Consider the following 17,649-nt stretch of genomic DNA (forward strand, 5'->3'; position numbering starts at 1 on the left):
GGTCACCCGAACCACGGCCGTGGCGGAGCATACAGGCCCACGTGATGCCGTATCGTCCGTGCCAGGCTTTAGACTGAGAACTTCCGCCACGACGGCACGTCATGTACCGGACGCGCCGGTCACCGTGAAGTGAGGCGCGAGCCAACCACCCGTTGCGACGTTTCCCCCGGTCGGTAGGCCCGGGGCAGGAAGAGGAGTCAGTGGATTCTACGGAGGATCGGCCGGGCGACCCCAGCCAAGAGGGTCCCCGCGATGGGCGCTACGTCGAAGAGGATCGCGATCCCCAGACGGGAGAGGCACAGGGAATCCTGCGGCGCAGTTTCATCGGCATCTCGGCGTTTTTGGCCATGCTTGCGCTTCTGGTCGGGCGCCTCTTTTATGTCCAGGCCATCGATCCCACGGGCCGCGCGAAGAAAGCCCTCGACGATCGGCGCCGCACCCAGAAGATCCCGGCCCTGCGTGGTGAAATCCACGACACCGAGGGCAATGTTCTGGCCCGCTCCATCCAACGCTACAAAATCACCGCCGACCAGACCGCGGTGGCTCCGGTCAAGCGGTACAACAAGGACAAGAAGCAGGAAGAGCTCAGTGTCCAGGACGTGGTCTACAAGTTGGCCGACATCCTCAAAAAGCCGGACAACGAGGTCAAGGAAAGCCTCGACGGGGACAGCAAGTACGCCGTCGTCGCCGAGGAGGTGACGCCGGACGTCTACAACGCGATCATGGACATCGGTGCGGATTTCATTTACAGCGAGCCCGTATCGAAGCGCAGTTATCCCGACGGATCCATCGGTGGCTCCGTGGTGGGCTTCCTGAATTCCGAGGGCGCCGCGGGCGGCATAGAACTCCAATTCGACAAGGACCTCACGGGCAAGGACGGCGAACGAGTCTACGAAATCAGTGCGGATGGCATCCGCATTCCTGTGGGCGAGGACATCAACCAGCCCGCCGAAGACGGCAAGACCGTCCGGCTGACGATCAATCGGGACATCCAGTACTTCGCACAGCAGCAGGTCAAGGCCCGAGCCGACGAACTGAAAGCGGAGTGGGGGACCGCCGTCGTCATGAGGATCAAGGACGCCTCGATCCTCGCCTTGGCCGATTCGTCGATGATTGACCCCAATAATTACGAGGACGCCGATTCCGGCGACTTTGCCGCGAGAGCGGTCAGCGCTGCGACGGAGCCGGGTTCGACCGAGAAGATCCTCACGACCTCAGCCGTCCTCGAAGAAGGCCTTTCCACGCCGACCTCCGGATTCGATGTTCCGGCCGAGCTGCACATTGACGGGCAGACCTTCACGGACGCCTTCGATCACGGCGCCGAGAAGAGAACTCTGACCGGTATTATCGCGGACTCGATGAACACGGGAACCGTGCTCGCGGGCAAGCAACTGGACAAGGACCAGCGACACGATTGGCTCAAGAAGTTCGGTGTCGGTTCCCTCACCGGTATCGAGCTGCCCGGCGAGAGCCGAGGAATTCTGACCCCTGCCAAGGAATGGGACGAACGCCAGCAGTACACGGTCTTGTTCGGGCAGGGCGTGTCCCAGACGCCGTTGCAGACGATGATGGCCTACCAGGCCGTGGCCAACGACGGAGTGCAGCTCAAGCCCCGAATCATCGATGCCGTGGTCGACAAGGACGGCAAGGAGAATAAGCATCCCGCCTCCGAGGGCAAGAGGATCGTCTCCAAGAAGACCTCCCAGCAGGTCAAGGACATTATGGAGACGGTTGTCACCGAAGGCGGAGCCAAAGAGGCCGCGGTCGAAGGCTGGCGCGTTGGTGGCAAGACCGGTACCGCCGAGGCCCCCGCGGACAAGGGCGGCGGTTATGACGGATATACGACGTCGTTCATCGGCGTCGCCCCCATCGATGACCCGCAGTACCTGGTCGGCATCGTGCTCCAACGGCCCCAGGGCGAGGTGACCGCCATTGGGTGCACCACGGTGTTCTCCAAGATCATGGAGAAGGTCCTGCAGTACTACAAGGTTCCGCACTCGACCTCGAAACCCGTCGAGATACCGAAGTTCACGGACGGCGATCATGAATAGAACGCGATACTAAGCTATTGCTCGGGGGAGCGCGCGGCGCAGGCCCCCACGAGTCACACACACAAAAACCACACGGAAGAGAAGGATCGCACCCCATGCCCCTTGAGGATGAGCCAGCGGAGAGTGGTTCCGGTATCGGCAGTACCGGTCTGGAGGGGACCGCACAGAGCTTGCGTCCGCGGTCCGTTGCCCCACGGAGCCTTCGAGAGCTGGCCGACGCGATCGGCGCTCAGGGCCATTCGGTGCGGACCGAGGGGACCCTTGAGGTGACCGCGACCGGTATCAGCATGGACTCCCGCGAAGTACAGGCAGGCGACCTGTACGTGGCCCTTCCGGGCGCGAACGCGCACGGAGCCGACTTCATCGAGGGCGCGACACGCCGGGGCGCCGTCGCCGTGCTGACGGACGAGACCGGGTTGTCGACCGTCCGGGCACTGGGGCTTCAGATCCCGGTACTCGTCGTCGAACGAGTCCGCGACGTCGTGGGGCCACTGGCCGCCTTGGTGTATGCGAGCCAGCCGTCCTCGCCCGAGGTCCAGCGTCTGTTCGCCGTGACCGGCACCAACGGCAAGACGACCACCACGTACATGATCAACGCGATCATGGCGGCTCTCGGGCACACGACCGGTCTCATCGGGACCATCGAAATCCTCGCCGGAGGCCACGCGATCCCCAGCCAGCTGACCACCCCCGAGTCCACTCACGTCCACTCGCTCGTATCGGTCATGAGGGAACACGGGATCACCTCCGCCTCGATGGAGGTCTCCTCCCACGCGCTGGACTACAAGCGGGTGGACGGGCTCGTGTACGACGTCGCCGGCTTCACCAACCTGACCCAGGACCACCTCGATCTCCACGGCACCATGGATGCTTACGCCTCCTCGAAGGCCCAGCTGTTCACGCCGTCCCACTCTCGCCGCAGTGTCATCACGGTCGACGATGCCTGGGGCCGTTCCATGGCCGACAAGGCCCGGGACGCCCAGGGGGAGCAGGCCGTGATCACCCTCTGGACCGACTACGGGCGAGGAAGCAAACAGCCTGCCGATCAGGAGCCGGCAGACTGGACGCTCACTGCCGTCCAACCGCACGGCATCGGACACAGCTTGGTGCTCACGCACCGCGACGGACGAGAACTTCGGGCAACGACCGGACTTCCGGCCGACTTCAACGTCTCCAACGCCGCCCTCGCGGTGGCCATGGTTGCAGAGTCGGGGGTCGATGAACGCGCCCTCCAAGACGTGCTGTCCGCCCCCGAATCCCTGACGCCCTTGGTCCCGGGACGGATGCAGGTCATTTCCCAGGAGCCAGTGGCAATTGTCGATTTCGCCCACAACGCCGATGCGCTCGAGCGAGCCTTGGGCGCGGTGGACCCCGGCACCGACAGTAAGGGCAAGGTCATTATCGTCTTCGGAGCCACGGGACAGCGCGACCAGACGAAGCGTCCCACGATGGGTGCGGTCGCTGCACGCAACTCGGACGTGGTGATCGTGACCGACGACGATCCCCACAACGAGGCGCCGGGCCCCATCCGAGATGCGGTGGCGGCCGGCGCGCGGGAGGCCATCGAAGCCGGCGCTCGGGCCGGAACGGTCGAGAACGTTGCCCCGAGGGCGAGAGCCATCGAACGCGCCGTGGAACTGGCCGGACCCGAAGACTCGATCCTCGTCGCGGGCCGTGGTCATGAAGTCAGTCAGGACATCGCCGGGGTGGACAACGCCCTCGACGATCGTGAGGAATTGCGGAGCGCGCTTCGCACGTGGCAGGCGCGCCGAAACGCCGCAGGAGGAAACCGATGATCGAACTGTCAGCACGAGAAATCGCCGATGCCGTCCAGGGCACCCTGGTCGGGCTCGAGGAAGGGGCGGAAGATTCGGTGCGATGCACCTCCGCCACCACCGACTCGCGCGAGGTCGTCGAAGGAACCCTGTTCATCGCCAAGCCGGGAGAGGTCACGGACGGGCACCGATTCATCGGCAGCGCACGGGAGGCTGGTTCCCCGCTCGCCCTCGCCGAACGGGAGATTCGCGACGACGAAGGCCGGATCCTTCCCAGCGTGATCGTTCCGGAGGTTGTCGAAGCCATGGGCCGTCTCGCCCACGACATCGTGCGTCGCCTCAAGTCCGAGGGCCAGGTGACCGTGCTCGGTATCACCGGGTCGGCGGGGAAGACGACCACGAAGGACCTGCTCCGGGGCATCTTCAACGAACACGGTCCCACCGTGGCACCCGTCGGCTCGTACAACGGCGAGGTCGGCGTTCCGCTGACCGTTTTCCGCGCAGACTGGGACACCCAGTTTCTCGTGATCGAGATGGGGGCCAATCACGTCGGGAACATTCGATACCTCTGCGACATCGTGAATCCCGATTTCGGGGCCATCCTCAAAGTCGGTACCGCCCACGCGGGCGAATTCGGCGGCGTCGAGAACATCGCGATCACCAAGTCGGAGCTGGCCGACGGCGTCGTGCCGACCGGCGGGGTCGCGCTCAATCTCGACGACCCCAGGGTTGCTGCCATGGAGGACAAGGCCACGGCCGAGGTGACCTGGTTCGGGGTCGAAGGACGCCACGTGCGGGACATCGAAGCGCCCGTGGTCCGCGCCTCCGAGGTGAGGACCGACCACAGCGGCTGTCCCCAATTCCGTCTGACGTTCCCCGAGGGGGACTCGTACGAGGTCGCGTCCAAACTCATTGGCGAACACCACGTGTACAACCTGTTGGCCGCGGCGACCCTTGCGCACGCCGCGGGAATTCCCGCGGGAGACATCGCCCGAGCTCTCAGCGAGCTGGGGGCGGTCAGCCGGTACCGCATGGAACGCACCGATCGGCCCGACGGCGTGACCGTGATCAACGACGCCTACAATGCGAATCCCGAGTCGATGGCCGCGGCACTGCGGACGTTGGCCCAGATGGGGCGCGATGCCGAACCGCCACGTCGCACCTGGGCTGTGCTCGGCGCCATGCTCGAACTGGGCGACGCCTCGCGCGATGAACACGATAAACTCGGTCGGGACGTCGTTCGCCTGAACATCCCCAAGCTGATCGCCATCGGCCAGGAAGCGGCGCCAATCTTCAACGCCGCCCACCTGGAGGGCTCCTGGGGAGAAGAAGCCGTGTGGGTCGAGACGACCGAGCAAGCATTCGAAATTCTCCGACGTGACCTGCGTGAAGGCGACATTGCCCTCTTCAAGTCCTCCAGAGATGCCGGCTTGCTCCACTTGGGGGATAGAGTTGCTCAGGACCGAACCGGCGTCGACCCGACCGGACCCGAAACAAGGTAGAAAGGCACAAAGTACCGCATGATCTCCATTCTGCTGGCGGCGGCCTTTGGCCTCATCCTCTCGCTCGTCGGAACGCCGCTGTTTACCAAATTGTTGGTCAGGCAGCAGTACGGCCAATTCATTCGTGAGGACGGCCCCACGAGCCACCAGACGAAGCGCGGCACGCCGACTATGGGCGGCGTCGTCATTATTGTCGCGACCCTTCTCGCGTTCTTCCTCGCATTGGCCATCAATGGCCTCGTATTCGGGGGAAACCCCGTTCCGTCGGTGTCCGCTCTGCTTCTGCTGTTCCTGATGATAGGAATGGCCGGCGTCGGGTTCATCGACGACTTCAAGAAGATCGCCCGGAAACAGTCCCTCGGCCTGACGCCCAAGGGGAAAATCCTGTTGCAGGGGACGGTGGGGATCATCTTCGGTGTCCTCGCCCTGACGATCCCCAACGAGAACGGATGGACACCGGCCTCGACCCACATTTCCTTCACGAGGGACATCCCGTGGCTGGATCTCTCCTTCGGTCTCCCGATCCTGGGCATCATTCTCTTCGTGGTGTGGGCGAACCTCATCTCGACGGCGACCACCAACGCCGTGAACCTCACCGACGGGCTCGATGGTCTCGCCACGGGCGCATCGATTCTGGTCTTCTCGGGGTACCTCATGATCTCGATGTGGCAGGCCAATCACCTGTGCGAATCCGTGTCGCCCGGGGCCGTCTGCTACGAGGTACGCGATCCCGCCCAGCTGTCCGTGGTCGCCGCGGCGCTCGTGGGCGCGCTGATCGGCTTCCTCTGGTGGAACACGTCTCCCGCGACGATCTTCATGGGCGACACGGGATCCCTGGGACTCGGCGGAGCCCTCGCGGCGTTCGCCATGCTGACCCGGACCGAGATCCTCCTGGTCCTGTTGGCCGGTCTTTTCGTCATGATCTCGGCATCCGTGATCATCCAGGTCGGATACTTCAAGATCTCGGGAGGAAAGCGTGTGTTCAAGATGGCACCGCTGCAGCACCACTTCGAGCTCAAGGGCTGGAAGGAAGTGACCGTGGTGGTTCGCTTCTGGATCATTGCCGGCCTCTTCGTCGCCCTTGCCCTGGGAGTGTTCTACGGTGACTGGCTCATCAGTCATGGAGGTGTGACGCTCTGATGCGATCGACCCAAGAGAATCCCGACGTCGGCAACCCGCGCCTCGAGTCCCTGACGACCTGGGACTCCGACTGGGCGGACCTGCGAGTCGTGGTCGCCGGGATTGGGGTGTCAGGTTTCGCGGCCGCGGATACGCTGATCGAACTCGGCGCACGAGTCGTGGTCGTCGACGGCAAGGACACCGAGGAGAACCGCTACAAACGCCAGACCCTCGAGATCGTCGGCGCGGCGGACGTCACGCTCGGCGACGGCGCGATGGACGCATTGCCCGACGTCGAGGGGCAACGTCCGGACGTCGTCGTGACCTCACCGGGCCTGCGGCCGAGCCTCGGAATCCTGGCCCAGGCCGCGCGCGAAGGCATCCAAATCTGGGGAGAGGTCGAGTTGGCCTGGAGGCTGCGCCGGCGCGAAGGCCGGAAGACCGCCGAATGGGTGTGCGTGACCGGGACCAACGGCAAGACGACAACGGTCGGAATGACGGAATCCATGCTGCAGGCGGCTGGGCTCAAGGCCATCGCCGTCGGCAACGTCGGCACACCCATCCTGGACGCACTTCGTGACCCGGTCGAGTACGAAGTCTTCGCCGTTGAGCTGTCGAGCTACCAATTGCACTGGTCCTCATCGCTCGAACCCTTGGCCTCCGTGGTCCTCAACATTGCGGAGGACCACATCGACTGGCACGGCAGTTACGAGAACTACCAGGCGGACAAGGCCAGGATCTACGAGAACACCAAGGTCGCGTGCGTCTACAACGCATCCGCACCCCTCACCGAGAAGATGGTCGAGGACGCCGACGTGCAGGAGGGATGCCGGGCGGTGTCCTTTACGACCGACACGCCGTACTTGTCCCAGCTCGGAGTCGTGGACGGTCTGCTGGTCGACAGAGCTTTCGTCGAAGAACGGCGGAGCTCCGCGGCCGAACTCGCCTCGGTCCAGGACACGGGCGAATTGCCGACCAAGCACACCGTGGAGAATGCCTTGGCCGCGGCGGCACTCGCCCGGGCTGCCAGTGTGGAGCCCGTCGCCGTGCGTGACGGCCTGCGTTCGTACGAACCCGGGGCACACCGGATTCAGCCTGTCGCCACCACGCACGGCGTTCTTTGGGTCAATGATTCCAAGGCCACGAACCCCCACGCCGCGGACGCTTCGCTGGCGTCCTTCTCTCCGGTGATCTGGATTGCCGGGGGCCTGTCGAAGGGCGTCGCCTATGACGAACTCGTCGAGAAGCACGCTGATCGGCTCAAGGGCGTCGTGCTGATCGGCACCGATACCGAGTCATTGCTCCAAGCACTGGACCGCCACGCGCCGCACGTTCCGGTGCTCCGTGCCGCCGAGGGAATCTCGGCCCCCGTCGAGGACGGCCGGGCCGTCATGGCTCAGGCCGTGCGTCTCGGACACGATCTGGCCGAACCCGGTGACACGGTGCTCATGGCGCCCGCGGCGGCGTCGATGGACCAGTTCACGACCTACGCCGAGCGCGGCAACGCTTTCATCGAATCGGTCACCGAGCTCGTAGAAAGCATCCAGGACCACGACCCCGACGAAGGCGACCGCTCCTCATGAGTACCGCAGCCCCGGAACAACCGCGGAACCGCCGCAAGGACACCCTGTGGACCCGACTCGCCGAGGGCTACAGGTACGTGACCAGGCCCCTGTACCGCTGGGTCGCCACGGGGTCGATGACGAGCGCCTCGGTGGGGATAGCGGTTTCCTCGATCGGTCTGACGATCCTCGGGTGCATGATGGTGCTCTCGGCCTCCTCGGTCGAACAGCTCAGCCACGGGCAGTCCCCGTACGGTCTGTTCCTGAGGCAGGGTCTCTTCGCCCTGGGAGGCATCGTCGCGATGTTCGTGGCAAGCCGGATCAGGATCTCCGTCTGGAAGAACCGGAAGCTGACGTATTGGCTGATGGGGATATCGCTGTTCATGCTTCTGCTGGTGCTTTCCCCCTTGGGCAAGGAGGTCAACGGAAACAGGAACTGGTTGGGCCTCGGACCGCTGAGCTTCCAGCCTTCCGAGATCGCCAAGTTCTCACTGCTTCTCTGGGTCGTCTGGTCACTGGCAAAATCCACGCGTGTTGCCACCAGCGCCCGGGAAGCACTGCTTCCCTCGTGCCTTGGTTTTCTCGGTGTCTGCGGGCTGGTGATCATCGGTGGTGACGCGGGTACCTGCATCGTCTTCGCACTGATCTATGTCAGTGCCCTGTGGTTCGCTCGTGCTCCGCGCAAGATTTTCACTCGGTCCCTGCTGATCGGGGCGGCGCTGATGGTGCTGATCGTCGTCGCTCGCCCACACCGCCTGAGCCGAGTCATTACCTGGCTCTTCCCCTCGACCTGCACGCAGGGGCAGGAGTGCTACCAGGCCAACTCGGGCATGGCGGCGCTGGCCACAGGATCGTGGTGGGGAGAAGGCCTGGGCCAATCCCGTCAGAAGTACAGCTACCTGCCCGAGGCGCACAACGACTACATCATCGCGATCCTCGGCGAGGAGCTCGGATTCATCGGTACCTGCGTGGTGATCGCTCTGTTCACCGTGCTGGCGCTCTGCCTGGCACGCATCATCCTCCGGTCGAGCGATCGCTTCGTCCGGTTGGCCGCCGCAGGAATCATGGCGTGGTTCGTCGGCGAGACCTTCGTCAACATCGGCATGGTCACCGGGCTGCTTCCTGTCATCGGCATTCCGTTGCCGTTCATCTCGTACGGAGGTACATCCTTGATGATGTCCTTATTCGCCTCCGGGTTCGCGATGTCTTTGGCCAAGACGCCCACGCACCCGGCCATGAGCCTCACATCCCTCGACCCCGACGACGCACACGTAAACTAGGGACCGCTCGCAGGGCCCTGATTCAGGGGGCAGACAGACCATTAGACCATTGGGAGAGACGAGACCATGACCAAGCCACTGTCCGTAGTCGTTGCGGGAGGCGGAACCGCGGGGCATATCTCTCCGATGCTCGCCATCGCCAACGCCGTCAGGGAGATGGAGCCGGAATCCCGCATCGTCGCGGTCGGGACGGCGTCGGGAATGGAAACCCGGCTGGTCCCGGAGGCCGGGTATGACCTCGAATTCGTCGATCGAGTTCCCATGCCGCGGAAGCCCACGGTGGATCTGCTCAAACTTCCGGTCAGGTTGCGCCGCGCCGTGAACCAGGGCCGCGAGATCTTGCGCCGGAATGAGGCCGACGTCGTGGTCGGCGTCGGCGGTTACGTGTGCACGCCCATGTATCTGGCGGCTGCCCAGGAGAAAATCCCAGTCGTGATCCACGAGGCCAATCAGCGCCCAGGTCTGGCCAACAAGGTCGGTGCGCGTCGGGCGGCGGTCGTGGCCACGGCCTTCGAAGGGACACCGATTCCTCACGGACAACACGTGGGCATGCCCATGCGTCCGCAGATCTCCGGTTGCGATCGGGCCGCCGAGCGCGCGGGGGCACGCCAGCTCCTCTCGCTCCAGGAGGATTTGCCGACCATCATTGTCACCGGCGGATCGCTGGGTGCCCAGAACATGAACCGAACGATCTCCGACGTCGTCGAGAGGCCCGAGTGGCAAGAATCCGGCGTCCAGATGCTGCACATCACGGGTCGGGGGAAACAACTTCTCGGCGCGGACGGGGCACCGCTCGAGGCCCCGGGCTACCATCAGGTCGAATACATCGACGGCATGGAGAACGTCTACGCCGCATGCGATCTCCTGGTGGCCCGTTCCGGAGCCGCGACGGTCAGTGAGGTCGCCGCAGTCGGTTGCCCTGCCGTTTTCGTGCCTCTGCCGATCGGCAACGGCGAACAATCCCTCAACGCCAAGGACCTGGTCGATTCCGGGGCCGGCCTCATGGTCGAGGACAAAAAATTCACGGCCGAATGGTTCGTCGACAACGTGCTGTCCACGGTGACCGACCAGGAGCGTTTGGACCGGATGTCCTCGAACGGTTACCGTCACGGTATTCGGGATGCTGCACAGCACATGGCCCGATTGATCGCACAATCGGCGCGACACGAAGGGAGCGCCTGACCATGGGCTCATCGCACAGATCGGGGGAGCAGCAGGGATTGCTGCCCGAATCCATGAACCCACCGTTTCCTGAACGCATTCGCCCCGAGGACCTCGGACGCGTGCACTTCATAGGGATGGGCGGGACAGGCATGTCCGCCGTGGCGGACCTGCTGGTCTCTCGCGGCCTCGACGTCAGCGGATCCGACATGAAACACAACGCGGCGCTGGACGTGCTCGAGGGCAAAGGCGCTCGCGTCTTCGTACCGCAGGACGCCGCCAATATCGAGGGTGCGCAGACCGTGGTCGTCTCCACCGCGATCAAGGAGTCGAACCCCGAGCTCGCCGCGGCGCGGTCCGCGGGCCTTCGCGTGATCCACCGTTCGGATGCTCTGGCAACGGCGATGGCGGATTCGAGGACGATTGCCGTCGCCGGCACGCATGGGAAAACGACCACGAGCTCGATGATTGCCGTGATGCTTGATGGTCTGGGTGCCCGTCCGTCTTTTGCAGTGGGATCGACGGTCGCTGCTCTCGGCACGAATGCCGCGCTGGGCGCCACGGGCCCCGAGAACTGGTTCGTCGCCGAAGCCGATGAATCCGACGGCTCTTTCGTCAAATACAACCCCTCGGTCGCCGTGGTCACCAACGTGGAACCCGACCACCTGGACTTCTACGGCAGCCCTGAGGCCGTGACGGCCGCATTCGATCGATTCGTGCAGACCATGACCGACGACGGCGTCTTGGTCGCCTGCGAGGATGACGCCGGCTCCCGCGCGCTCGCCGAATCCCGACGAGCTGAGAACCGTCCCGTGGTCACATACGGGACAAACGAGGGCGCCGACCTCCGTATCACGGACATCAGCGGCGAAGGCACCCGAAGCACAGCCAGGGTGGACTGGGACTTCCGAGCGGGCAGCACGAATCTGACCGGAACGGCCGATCTGGAGCTATCGGTCCCGGGCCAGCACAATCTGAGGAACGCCGCGGCAGCTCTGTGCTGCGCGCTCATCGGGGGGTTCGACGCGGCCGACGCCGCGAGGGCTCTGACCGCGTTCACCGGATCGGCACGCCGGTTCGAGTTCAAGGGCGAACGCCGCGGAGTCAGGGTCTACGACGACTACGCGCATCACCCGACGGAGGTCGCTGCGGCCCTCGAAGCCGCTCGGACGGCGTCGGGCGGGCACAACGTGTACGCGGTCTTCCAGCCTCATCTGTTCTCCCGCACGCGAGAATTTGCGGTCGAATTCGCCGAAGCCTTGTCTCTTGCCGACCGGGCGTACGTGGTCGATATCTTCCCGGCGCGAGAAGAGCCGATCGAGGGCGTGACGAGTCGCCTCATCACCGAGTCCGGTCACACCGAGGTCAGGTACGCGTCCAGCTCGGGCGAAGCCGCAGGACGTGTGGCCTCCGCGGCCTCCGAGGGCGACATCGTGATGACGATCGGGGCAGGTGACGTGACCACGTTCGGGGACAAGATCCTCAACGAACTGTCCGAAGGCGGGCCGTCCACGGCCCGGGATGAATCGTGAGTCCGGCACGCAGGCCGCGTCTGCCCCGCAGCAACCAGGGCAAGAAAGATACCGAGACGAAGCCGGCCGCAGGCACATCAGCATCCTCCGAGTCCGGAGAACAGGCGACGGTTCGTGTCAACGATCCGTCCAAGGTCCGTGTGGTACCGGTAGAAGAATCGGGCCAGGCCGAGTCGCCGGACACTGCAGAAACCACGCCCGGCGCGTTGACGAGGCACGAGGCATCGGGGGAAGAGGGCGGCCGGGAAACTCGGGCCGATCGATCATCCCATCCCGACCCCGAGGAAGGCGCTGCCGGCGAAAAATCGGATCAGGACAACATTGTTGCCTTCCCCGGACGCCGCGCCGATCGTGGCCGCAGGGTGGGGAGGAGCAGTGCAGACTCATCGTCTTCGGACGGAGATGCCCAGGGGAGGCCTCGGCGCAGCAGACGACGGAAAGTCCTCCTGAGCCTGGGCGTGTTCGTGGTGGCCGCAGTCCTGTTCCTCGGCATCGTCTTCTTCTCGCCATTGCTCGCGACACAGAAGGTCACGATCGAGGGGGCCAACCTGACGGACAAGGCCTCCCTCCAGAAGTCTCTGGACTCCCTCAAAGGCAAGCCTCTGACACGCGTCACGACAAAGGACGTCGAGAACAAGGTCGGTGACGACATCGCCGTGCAGAACGTGAGCATCGAGGCGCACCCGCCGCACGAACTCGTGGTGACCATCCACGAGCGGGCCCCCGTGGCGGTCGTGAAGTCCGGGGACCAGTACATTCTGGTCGACAAGGACGGCGTCGCCATCGGGTCGAAGAAGTCGGTTGAGGAAGCCGGAGTGCCGTTGCTCGACGGCGGCCCGGATGCGGTCAAGAGCGACGCCTTCGATTCCGCGGTGCAGGCCCTGCAGACGCTGCCACGGTCCCTGCTCAACCAGCTCAACAAGGTCGACGCCGAGTCATCCAACAACATTCAGCTGGACATGAAGGACGGGTCGAAGGTCAAGTGGGGCACCGGTGAAGACAGCGACTACAAGGCCGAGGTCCTGAACAGCTTGGTGCAGGGCCTGAAGGACAGCGGCGGTGCATCGGTCTACGATGTCTCGAGCCCAGACCGACCGGTCACCAAATAGTCGCGGAATCACAAACTGAAGGTTCTAGTAGAGGTTTAAATTTCTGAGTCAGGACACAATATTTGCCGGAAATTCTTAGACTCCAATCGGCAAATCGGTACGACACGGCAACAGGTGGTTGGTACTGTAGACCTGGTATAGGAACAAGCTGGGCGCAGGTGCCGAGCGTTGAATCTCAACCTTCAAGTGATGGTTCAAGCTACGGAATCATGTGTTTCGGCTTCACACGCTAAGACGAGGATCCCCATGGACGTAACAACTCCCCAGAATTACCTCGCCGTCATCAAGGTCGTCGGCATCGGCGGCGGCGGCGTCAATGCGGTCAACCGCATGATCGAGGTCGGTCTTCGCGGTGTCGAATTCATCGCGATCAACACCGACGCCCAGGCACTGCTGATGTCGGATGCCGACGTCAAGCTCGACGTCGGGCGCGAGATGACCCGCGGACTCGGCGCGGGTGCGAATCCGGAGGTCGGCCGTCAGGCCGCCGAGGATCACGACGAAGAGATCGAGGAGGTCCTCAAGGGGGCCGACATGGTCTTCGTCACGGCCGGCGAGGGCGGCGGAACCGGTACGGGCGGTGCTCCCGTTGTTGCCCGCATAGCACGGTCGCTCGGTGCGTTGACGATCGGCGTCGTGACCCGTCCGTTCACTTTCGAGGGGCGTCGTCGGTCCAACCAGGCCGAGACCGGTATCGAAGCACTGCGCGACGAGGTCGACACGCTCATCGTGATCCCCAACGATCGACTCCTGTCCATCTCCGACCGCAACGTGTCGATGCTTGACGCATTTAAGTCGGCAGACCAGGTTCTGCTCTCCGGTGTCCAAGGCATCACGGATCTCATTACGACTCCCGGTCTGATCAACCTCGACTTCGCGGACGTCAAGTCCGTGATGCAGGGGGCCGGGTCCGCTCTGATGGGTATCGGCTCCGCTCAGGGCGAGGATCGGGCCGTCAAGGCGGCCGAGTTGGCGATAGCTTCTCCGTTGCTCGAGGCCTCGATCGACGGCGCGCACGGTGTGCTCCTGTCGATTCAGGGCGGATCGGATCTCGGCCTGTTCGAGATCAACGAGGCCGCTCGCCTGGTGCAGGAAGTTGCCCACCCGGATGCCAACATCATCTTCGGCGCCGTGATCGATGACGCTCTGGGCGACGAAGCCCGTGTCACCGTCATCGCTGCGGGCTTCGACTCGCTCAACCCCGAGACGAACAGCAACGAGAACAACGCGGCGGCGAACCAGGCTCAGAAGACCCAGCAGACCTATGGCGGCGGTGCATCGCAGCCCGCCAAGGTCGCCGAGAACCCCCAGCGGGGTAGCGGCTCCTACTCGAGCAACTCCTTCGGCGGCGGGTCAGGGTCCCAGTGGCAGGACGACTCGGATGTTCCGGCCAACGCCGGCTTCGACCTGGACCTGCCCCCGGTCGTGGGCAACGACGGAGAGAGCTCCTCGTCGTCCAAGAAGTCCGGCAAGGATTCCCTGGACGTCCCCGACTTCCTGAAGTAACCCATAACGAGACGCGTGTGAAGCCGACGGGGCGGGACGAGATGATCGTCCCGCCCCGTTCTTTCTGTCCCGGACAGATACCGACCCCAGGGCCGAGGAGAAACCATGACCGACAAATCATCCTCTCTCGACGGAGCGGTTCCGCGCCCGAGATCGGAAGTCCTCCGCCATCGCGTGGACCTGCCCCATGGCGTGTCCATCGGGTTCACCGGACTGGGGGCTGGCAACCTCGGTCTGCATGTACCGGGAACTTCCGATCCGCAGGAGAATCGTCGCCTCCTCGAACAGGCCATGGGGGTTGAGGGTGGAACGCTGCTCTTCCTCGAGCAGGTCCACGGAACACGGGTGGCCGACGCCGATCAGGCGCCCGTGGTGCCGGCGGGGTTGAGCCCGCACGAGGAACGTGAATTCGCTCCTGTCGCCGATGCTGCGGTCACGGCCACGGGCCGACCTCTTGCGATCATGACGGCCGATTGCCTGCCGGTGGTCCTGGCCACTGAGCGCGAGGACCTGTTCGCCGTGGCCCACGCGGGGCGCAAGGGCCTGCTGGACGGGGTCCTGCCGAACGTCGTCGATGCCCTGAAGTCATACGATGCCCGAGAGATCCGCGCATGGATAGGGCCTGCGATTTGTGGCGACTGCTACGAGGTTCCGGAAGAGATGGTCGCTGCGTCGAGCCGGACGCATGCGGGGATCGCCTCGACCACGCGCTGGAACACGCCGGCTCTCGATCTGCCTCGTGCGGCCCGTATTCAGCTCCAGGACCTGGGGGTGGAGGTGCAACCGGGAGAGCACGATGAGTGCACGTACGAGACGCAGGATCTCTACTCGCACCGCCGCGCCCCAGGGCAAGGACGAATTGCGGGTCTCGTGTGGCGGTCCGAGGGCTCGGCGCGGTAGGCCGCTTCTCGGACGTCGCCCCTTTGACCGCCAAGGAAGGACAATGACCTTGAGTGAATTGAGTTACGCCCCCGAACGGGCGAAAGAGCTCGCCGAAGCGCACGCCCGCGTCCGGGCGGAGATCGACGAATGGGCGGCCGAGACGCCCCGAGATCTCCGCCCAGCCTCTGGTGGCGTGGAGTTGATGACCGTGACGAAATTCTTCCCGGCCTCCGACGTCGCAGCCCTGTACGACGCCGGGGTGCGCGTTTTCGGAGAGAACCGCGACCAGGAGGCCTCCGCCAAGGCGGCAGCGCTCGCCGGCTACGCGGAGGGGGACCCGCCCGCGTGGAACTACATCGGCCAGCTGCAGTCGAACAAGGCCAAGTCCGTGGTCAAGTACGCGACGGCGGTCCACTCGGTCGATCGATCCTCACTCGCCAGTGCGTTGGGCAAGGCCTACCGGTCCGCCGTGGCCCGGTACGAGTCCGAAGAGGGGCCCGAGCCGGCCTCAGCCGCCAGCGGAGGACTCGAATGCCTGATCCAGGTCGGTCTTGATGACGCCGGAGCAACGCCGGGAGAAGCCGCTCAAGGCGCCCGTGGCGGAGCTGACCCCGAGGACATCTGGCGAATCGCGGACCACATTGCCGAGGCTGACGGTCTCCGTGTCGGCGGCCTGATGGCCGTGGCCCCGCTCGGAACGGCTCCGGGGCAGGCGTTCGAGAAACTGTGGAACCTCAGCGTGCAATTGCGGCACCGCCATCCCGAGGCCTGGAAGATTTCGGCGGGGATGAGCAACGATATGCGCGAGGCGATACGATGGGGGTCGACCAGTGTCCGCGTGGGCAGCGCGATCATGGGTCGACGTCCCAGCAACACCTGAGTATTCCCTGGATCAGGCGTGTTGCCGACTGCAATTGCCCAAGTCGGTGGGAATAATGGAGCCATTGGCGGGTAGCGCCCGTCTCAACGAACAATTCTCGAGGAGTTCACATGGCCGGAACACTGCGCCAGGCGATGGTCTTTCTTGGCCTCGCCGACGACGGGTACGAGGCCCAGCCCGCGTCGCATCAACCCGCGCCTCAACAGCGCCGGGCCGAGCCCGAAACTGCGGCACAGCCGTATGCCCAGTACGAGGAACGAGCGCCGCGCGAGGCCGAAGCCGGGGAAGCCGCGACCGCGGTCTCGGCGCGACCCGAGGCTGAGGCCGAACCGCGTCGGTCGGAAGCCGCCAGAACCGAGGAGCGGAGAAATGGTGCGAGCCGACCCGCCCCTGAGCGGGGGGTGCGTGAGGCGGCTCCAGCCGTTCGGTCCTCCGAGGGCTCCGCGGCTCCTGCTCGTCGAGACACCGAACAAGCCAGGGACGAGGTGCGCGATGACTATCGCGCTCCCGTGACCCCGATCAACCGTGCCGCGGCACAGACCGAAAGCGACAACGAATTGCGACGTATCACCACCATTCATCCTCGTTCCTACAATGATGCGAAGGTGATCGGAGAATCTTTCCGGAACAACATCCCCGTGATCATGAACGTCACGGACATGGATGTGGCCGAGGCCAAGCGACTGGTCGATTTCTCGTCCGGTCTGACGTTCGCGCTGAACGGAAGCATCGAGAGGGTCACGGAGCAGGTCTTCCTGCTCACCCCCGCGAACCTTGAGGTCCTCGCTTCGGAAGATGTTTCGTCGTCGGCTCCCGACACGGACGACTCGCTCTTCAACCAGAGCTGAGGCCGATAATTATCGATCCGTCCGGCGTGAGAAAGGTGCAACCAGGTGATTTCGGCTCTGGCCATCATTGACTTCGTCCTCTACTTGGCGTTCCTGGTGCTGATGTTCAGGCTCATCCTGGACTGGGTGCAGACCTTCGCGCGTTTCTGGCGTCCGAAGGGTGTCGCCCTGGTGTTCGCTTCGTCCGTCTATACCGTCACTGATCCTCCGATGAGGCTCATGCGCAAGTGGATTCCGCCGTTGCGCATCGGGACCGTTTCCCTGGATATGGGGTTCCTGGTCCTGTTGATCGCGTTGAGCATCGTACGTGCCATCGTCGGATCGTCCCTGGGCTCCATGCTCATGTAGACGGTTACCGGGCCGTGAGCCCGGACCGGACGCCGCATTCGGCGCTCAGCGTATACCCAGATATTTCTCATAGCCTCGCGTGTGAATCATTAAG

14 protein-coding genes are annotated in these 17,649 nt (G+C 64.3%); all 14 read left to right on the forward strand.

Going from position 1 to position 17,649, the window contains the following annotated elements:
* The first annotated feature begins 200 nt into the window (after nucleotides 1-200).
* The 14 genes from AB0Y14_RS00365 to AB0Y14_RS00430 all read left to right on the forward strand — a co-directional run bounded on the left by AB0Y14_RS00365 (nucleotide 201) and on the right by AB0Y14_RS00430 (nucleotide 17,555).
* Nucleotides 201-2,051: a peptidoglycan D,D-transpeptidase FtsI family protein gene (locus AB0Y14_RS00365; RefSeq protein ID WP_436587325.1), complete on the forward strand. Its 1,851-nt coding sequence runs from the start codon at nucleotides 201-203 to the stop codon at nucleotides 2,049-2,051.
* A 95-nt stretch (nucleotides 2,052-2,146) separates the two neighbouring features.
* The gene (locus tag AB0Y14_RS00370; RefSeq protein ID WP_436587326.1) at nucleotides 2,147-3,847 is read left to right on the forward strand and encodes a UDP-N-acetylmuramoyl-L-alanyl-D-glutamate--2,6-diaminopimelate ligase; all 1,701 of its coding nucleotides are present in this window, start codon (nucleotides 2,147-2,149) and stop codon (nucleotides 3,845-3,847) included.
* Nucleotides 3,844-5,328 carry a UDP-N-acetylmuramoyl-tripeptide--D-alanyl-D-alanine ligase gene (locus tag AB0Y14_RS00375; protein ID WP_436587327.1) on the forward strand — a complete coding sequence of 495 codons (1,485 nt, stop codon included), beginning with the start codon at nucleotides 3,844-3,846 and terminating at the stop codon, nucleotides 5,326-5,328. The genes AB0Y14_RS00370 and AB0Y14_RS00375 overlap by 4 nt, the downstream gene beginning before the upstream one ends.
* Before the next feature lie 18 nt (nucleotides 5,329-5,346).
* Nucleotides 5,347-6,468: a phospho-N-acetylmuramoyl-pentapeptide-transferase gene (gene mraY / locus AB0Y14_RS00380; protein ID WP_436587328.1), complete on the forward strand. Its 1,122-nt coding sequence runs from the start codon at nucleotides 5,347-5,349 to the stop codon at nucleotides 6,466-6,468.
* Nucleotides 6,468-8,030 carry a UDP-N-acetylmuramoyl-L-alanine--D-glutamate ligase gene (murD, locus tag AB0Y14_RS00385; RefSeq protein ID WP_436587329.1) on the forward strand — a complete coding sequence of 521 codons (1,563 nt, stop codon included), beginning with the start codon at nucleotides 6,468-6,470 and terminating at the stop codon, nucleotides 8,028-8,030. Before mraY ends, murD begins: the two co-directional genes overlap by 1 nt.
* A complete protein-coding gene (gene ftsW, locus AB0Y14_RS00390; RefSeq protein ID WP_436587330.1) occupies nucleotides 8,027-9,289 on the forward strand; it encodes a putative lipid II flippase FtsW in 1,263 nt (420 codons plus the stop codon). Before murD ends, ftsW begins: the two co-directional genes overlap by 4 nt.
* A 66-nt stretch (nucleotides 9,290-9,355) precedes the next feature.
* Nucleotides 9,356-10,471, forward strand: coding sequence for an undecaprenyldiphospho-muramoylpentapeptide beta-N-acetylglucosaminyltransferase (murG, locus tag AB0Y14_RS00395; protein ID WP_436587331.1), 1,116 nt, complete (start codon nucleotides 9,356-9,358; stop codon nucleotides 10,469-10,471).
* 2 nt (nucleotides 10,472-10,473) lie between these two features.
* Nucleotides 10,474-11,982 carry a UDP-N-acetylmuramate--L-alanine ligase gene (murC, locus tag AB0Y14_RS00400; RefSeq protein ID WP_436587332.1) on the forward strand — a complete coding sequence of 503 codons (1,509 nt, stop codon included), beginning with the start codon at nucleotides 10,474-10,476 and terminating at the stop codon, nucleotides 11,980-11,982.
* Complete coding sequence (locus AB0Y14_RS00405) at nucleotides 11,979-13,091, forward strand: cell division protein FtsQ/DivIB (RefSeq protein WP_436587333.1); 1,113 nt, start codon at nucleotides 11,979-11,981, stop codon at nucleotides 13,089-13,091. The genes murC and AB0Y14_RS00405 overlap by 4 nt, the downstream gene beginning before the upstream one ends.
* Before the next feature lie 246 nt (nucleotides 13,092-13,337).
* On the forward strand, nucleotides 13,338-14,597 hold the full coding sequence (gene ftsZ, locus AB0Y14_RS00410) for a cell division protein FtsZ (protein WP_436587334.1): 1,260 nt from the start codon (nucleotides 13,338-13,340) through the stop codon (nucleotides 14,595-14,597).
* Nucleotides 14,598-14,702: 105 nt separating this feature from the next.
* Complete coding sequence (locus AB0Y14_RS00415; protein ID WP_436587335.1) at nucleotides 14,703-15,497, forward strand: polyphenol oxidase family protein; 795 nt, start codon at nucleotides 14,703-14,705, stop codon at nucleotides 15,495-15,497.
* Between the two features lie 43 nt (nucleotides 15,498-15,540).
* Complete coding sequence (locus AB0Y14_RS00420; RefSeq protein ID WP_436587336.1) at nucleotides 15,541-16,359, forward strand: YggS family pyridoxal phosphate-dependent enzyme; 819 nt, start codon at nucleotides 15,541-15,543, stop codon at nucleotides 16,357-16,359.
* 110 nt (nucleotides 16,360-16,469) lie between these two features.
* Nucleotides 16,470-17,207: a cell division protein SepF gene (gene sepF / locus AB0Y14_RS00425; RefSeq protein WP_436587337.1), complete on the forward strand. Its 738-nt coding sequence runs from the start codon at nucleotides 16,470-16,472 to the stop codon at nucleotides 17,205-17,207.
* Between the two features lie 45 nt (nucleotides 17,208-17,252).
* On the forward strand, nucleotides 17,253-17,555 hold the full coding sequence (locus AB0Y14_RS00430; protein WP_436587338.1) for a YggT family protein: 303 nt from the start codon (nucleotides 17,253-17,255) through the stop codon (nucleotides 17,553-17,555).
* Nucleotides 17,556-17,649: the final 94 nt, after the last annotated feature.

Source organism: Rothia sp. HC945, from assembly GCF_051370785.1.
Taxonomy (GTDB): Bacteria; Actinomycetota; Actinomycetes; order Actinomycetales; family Micrococcaceae; genus Rothia.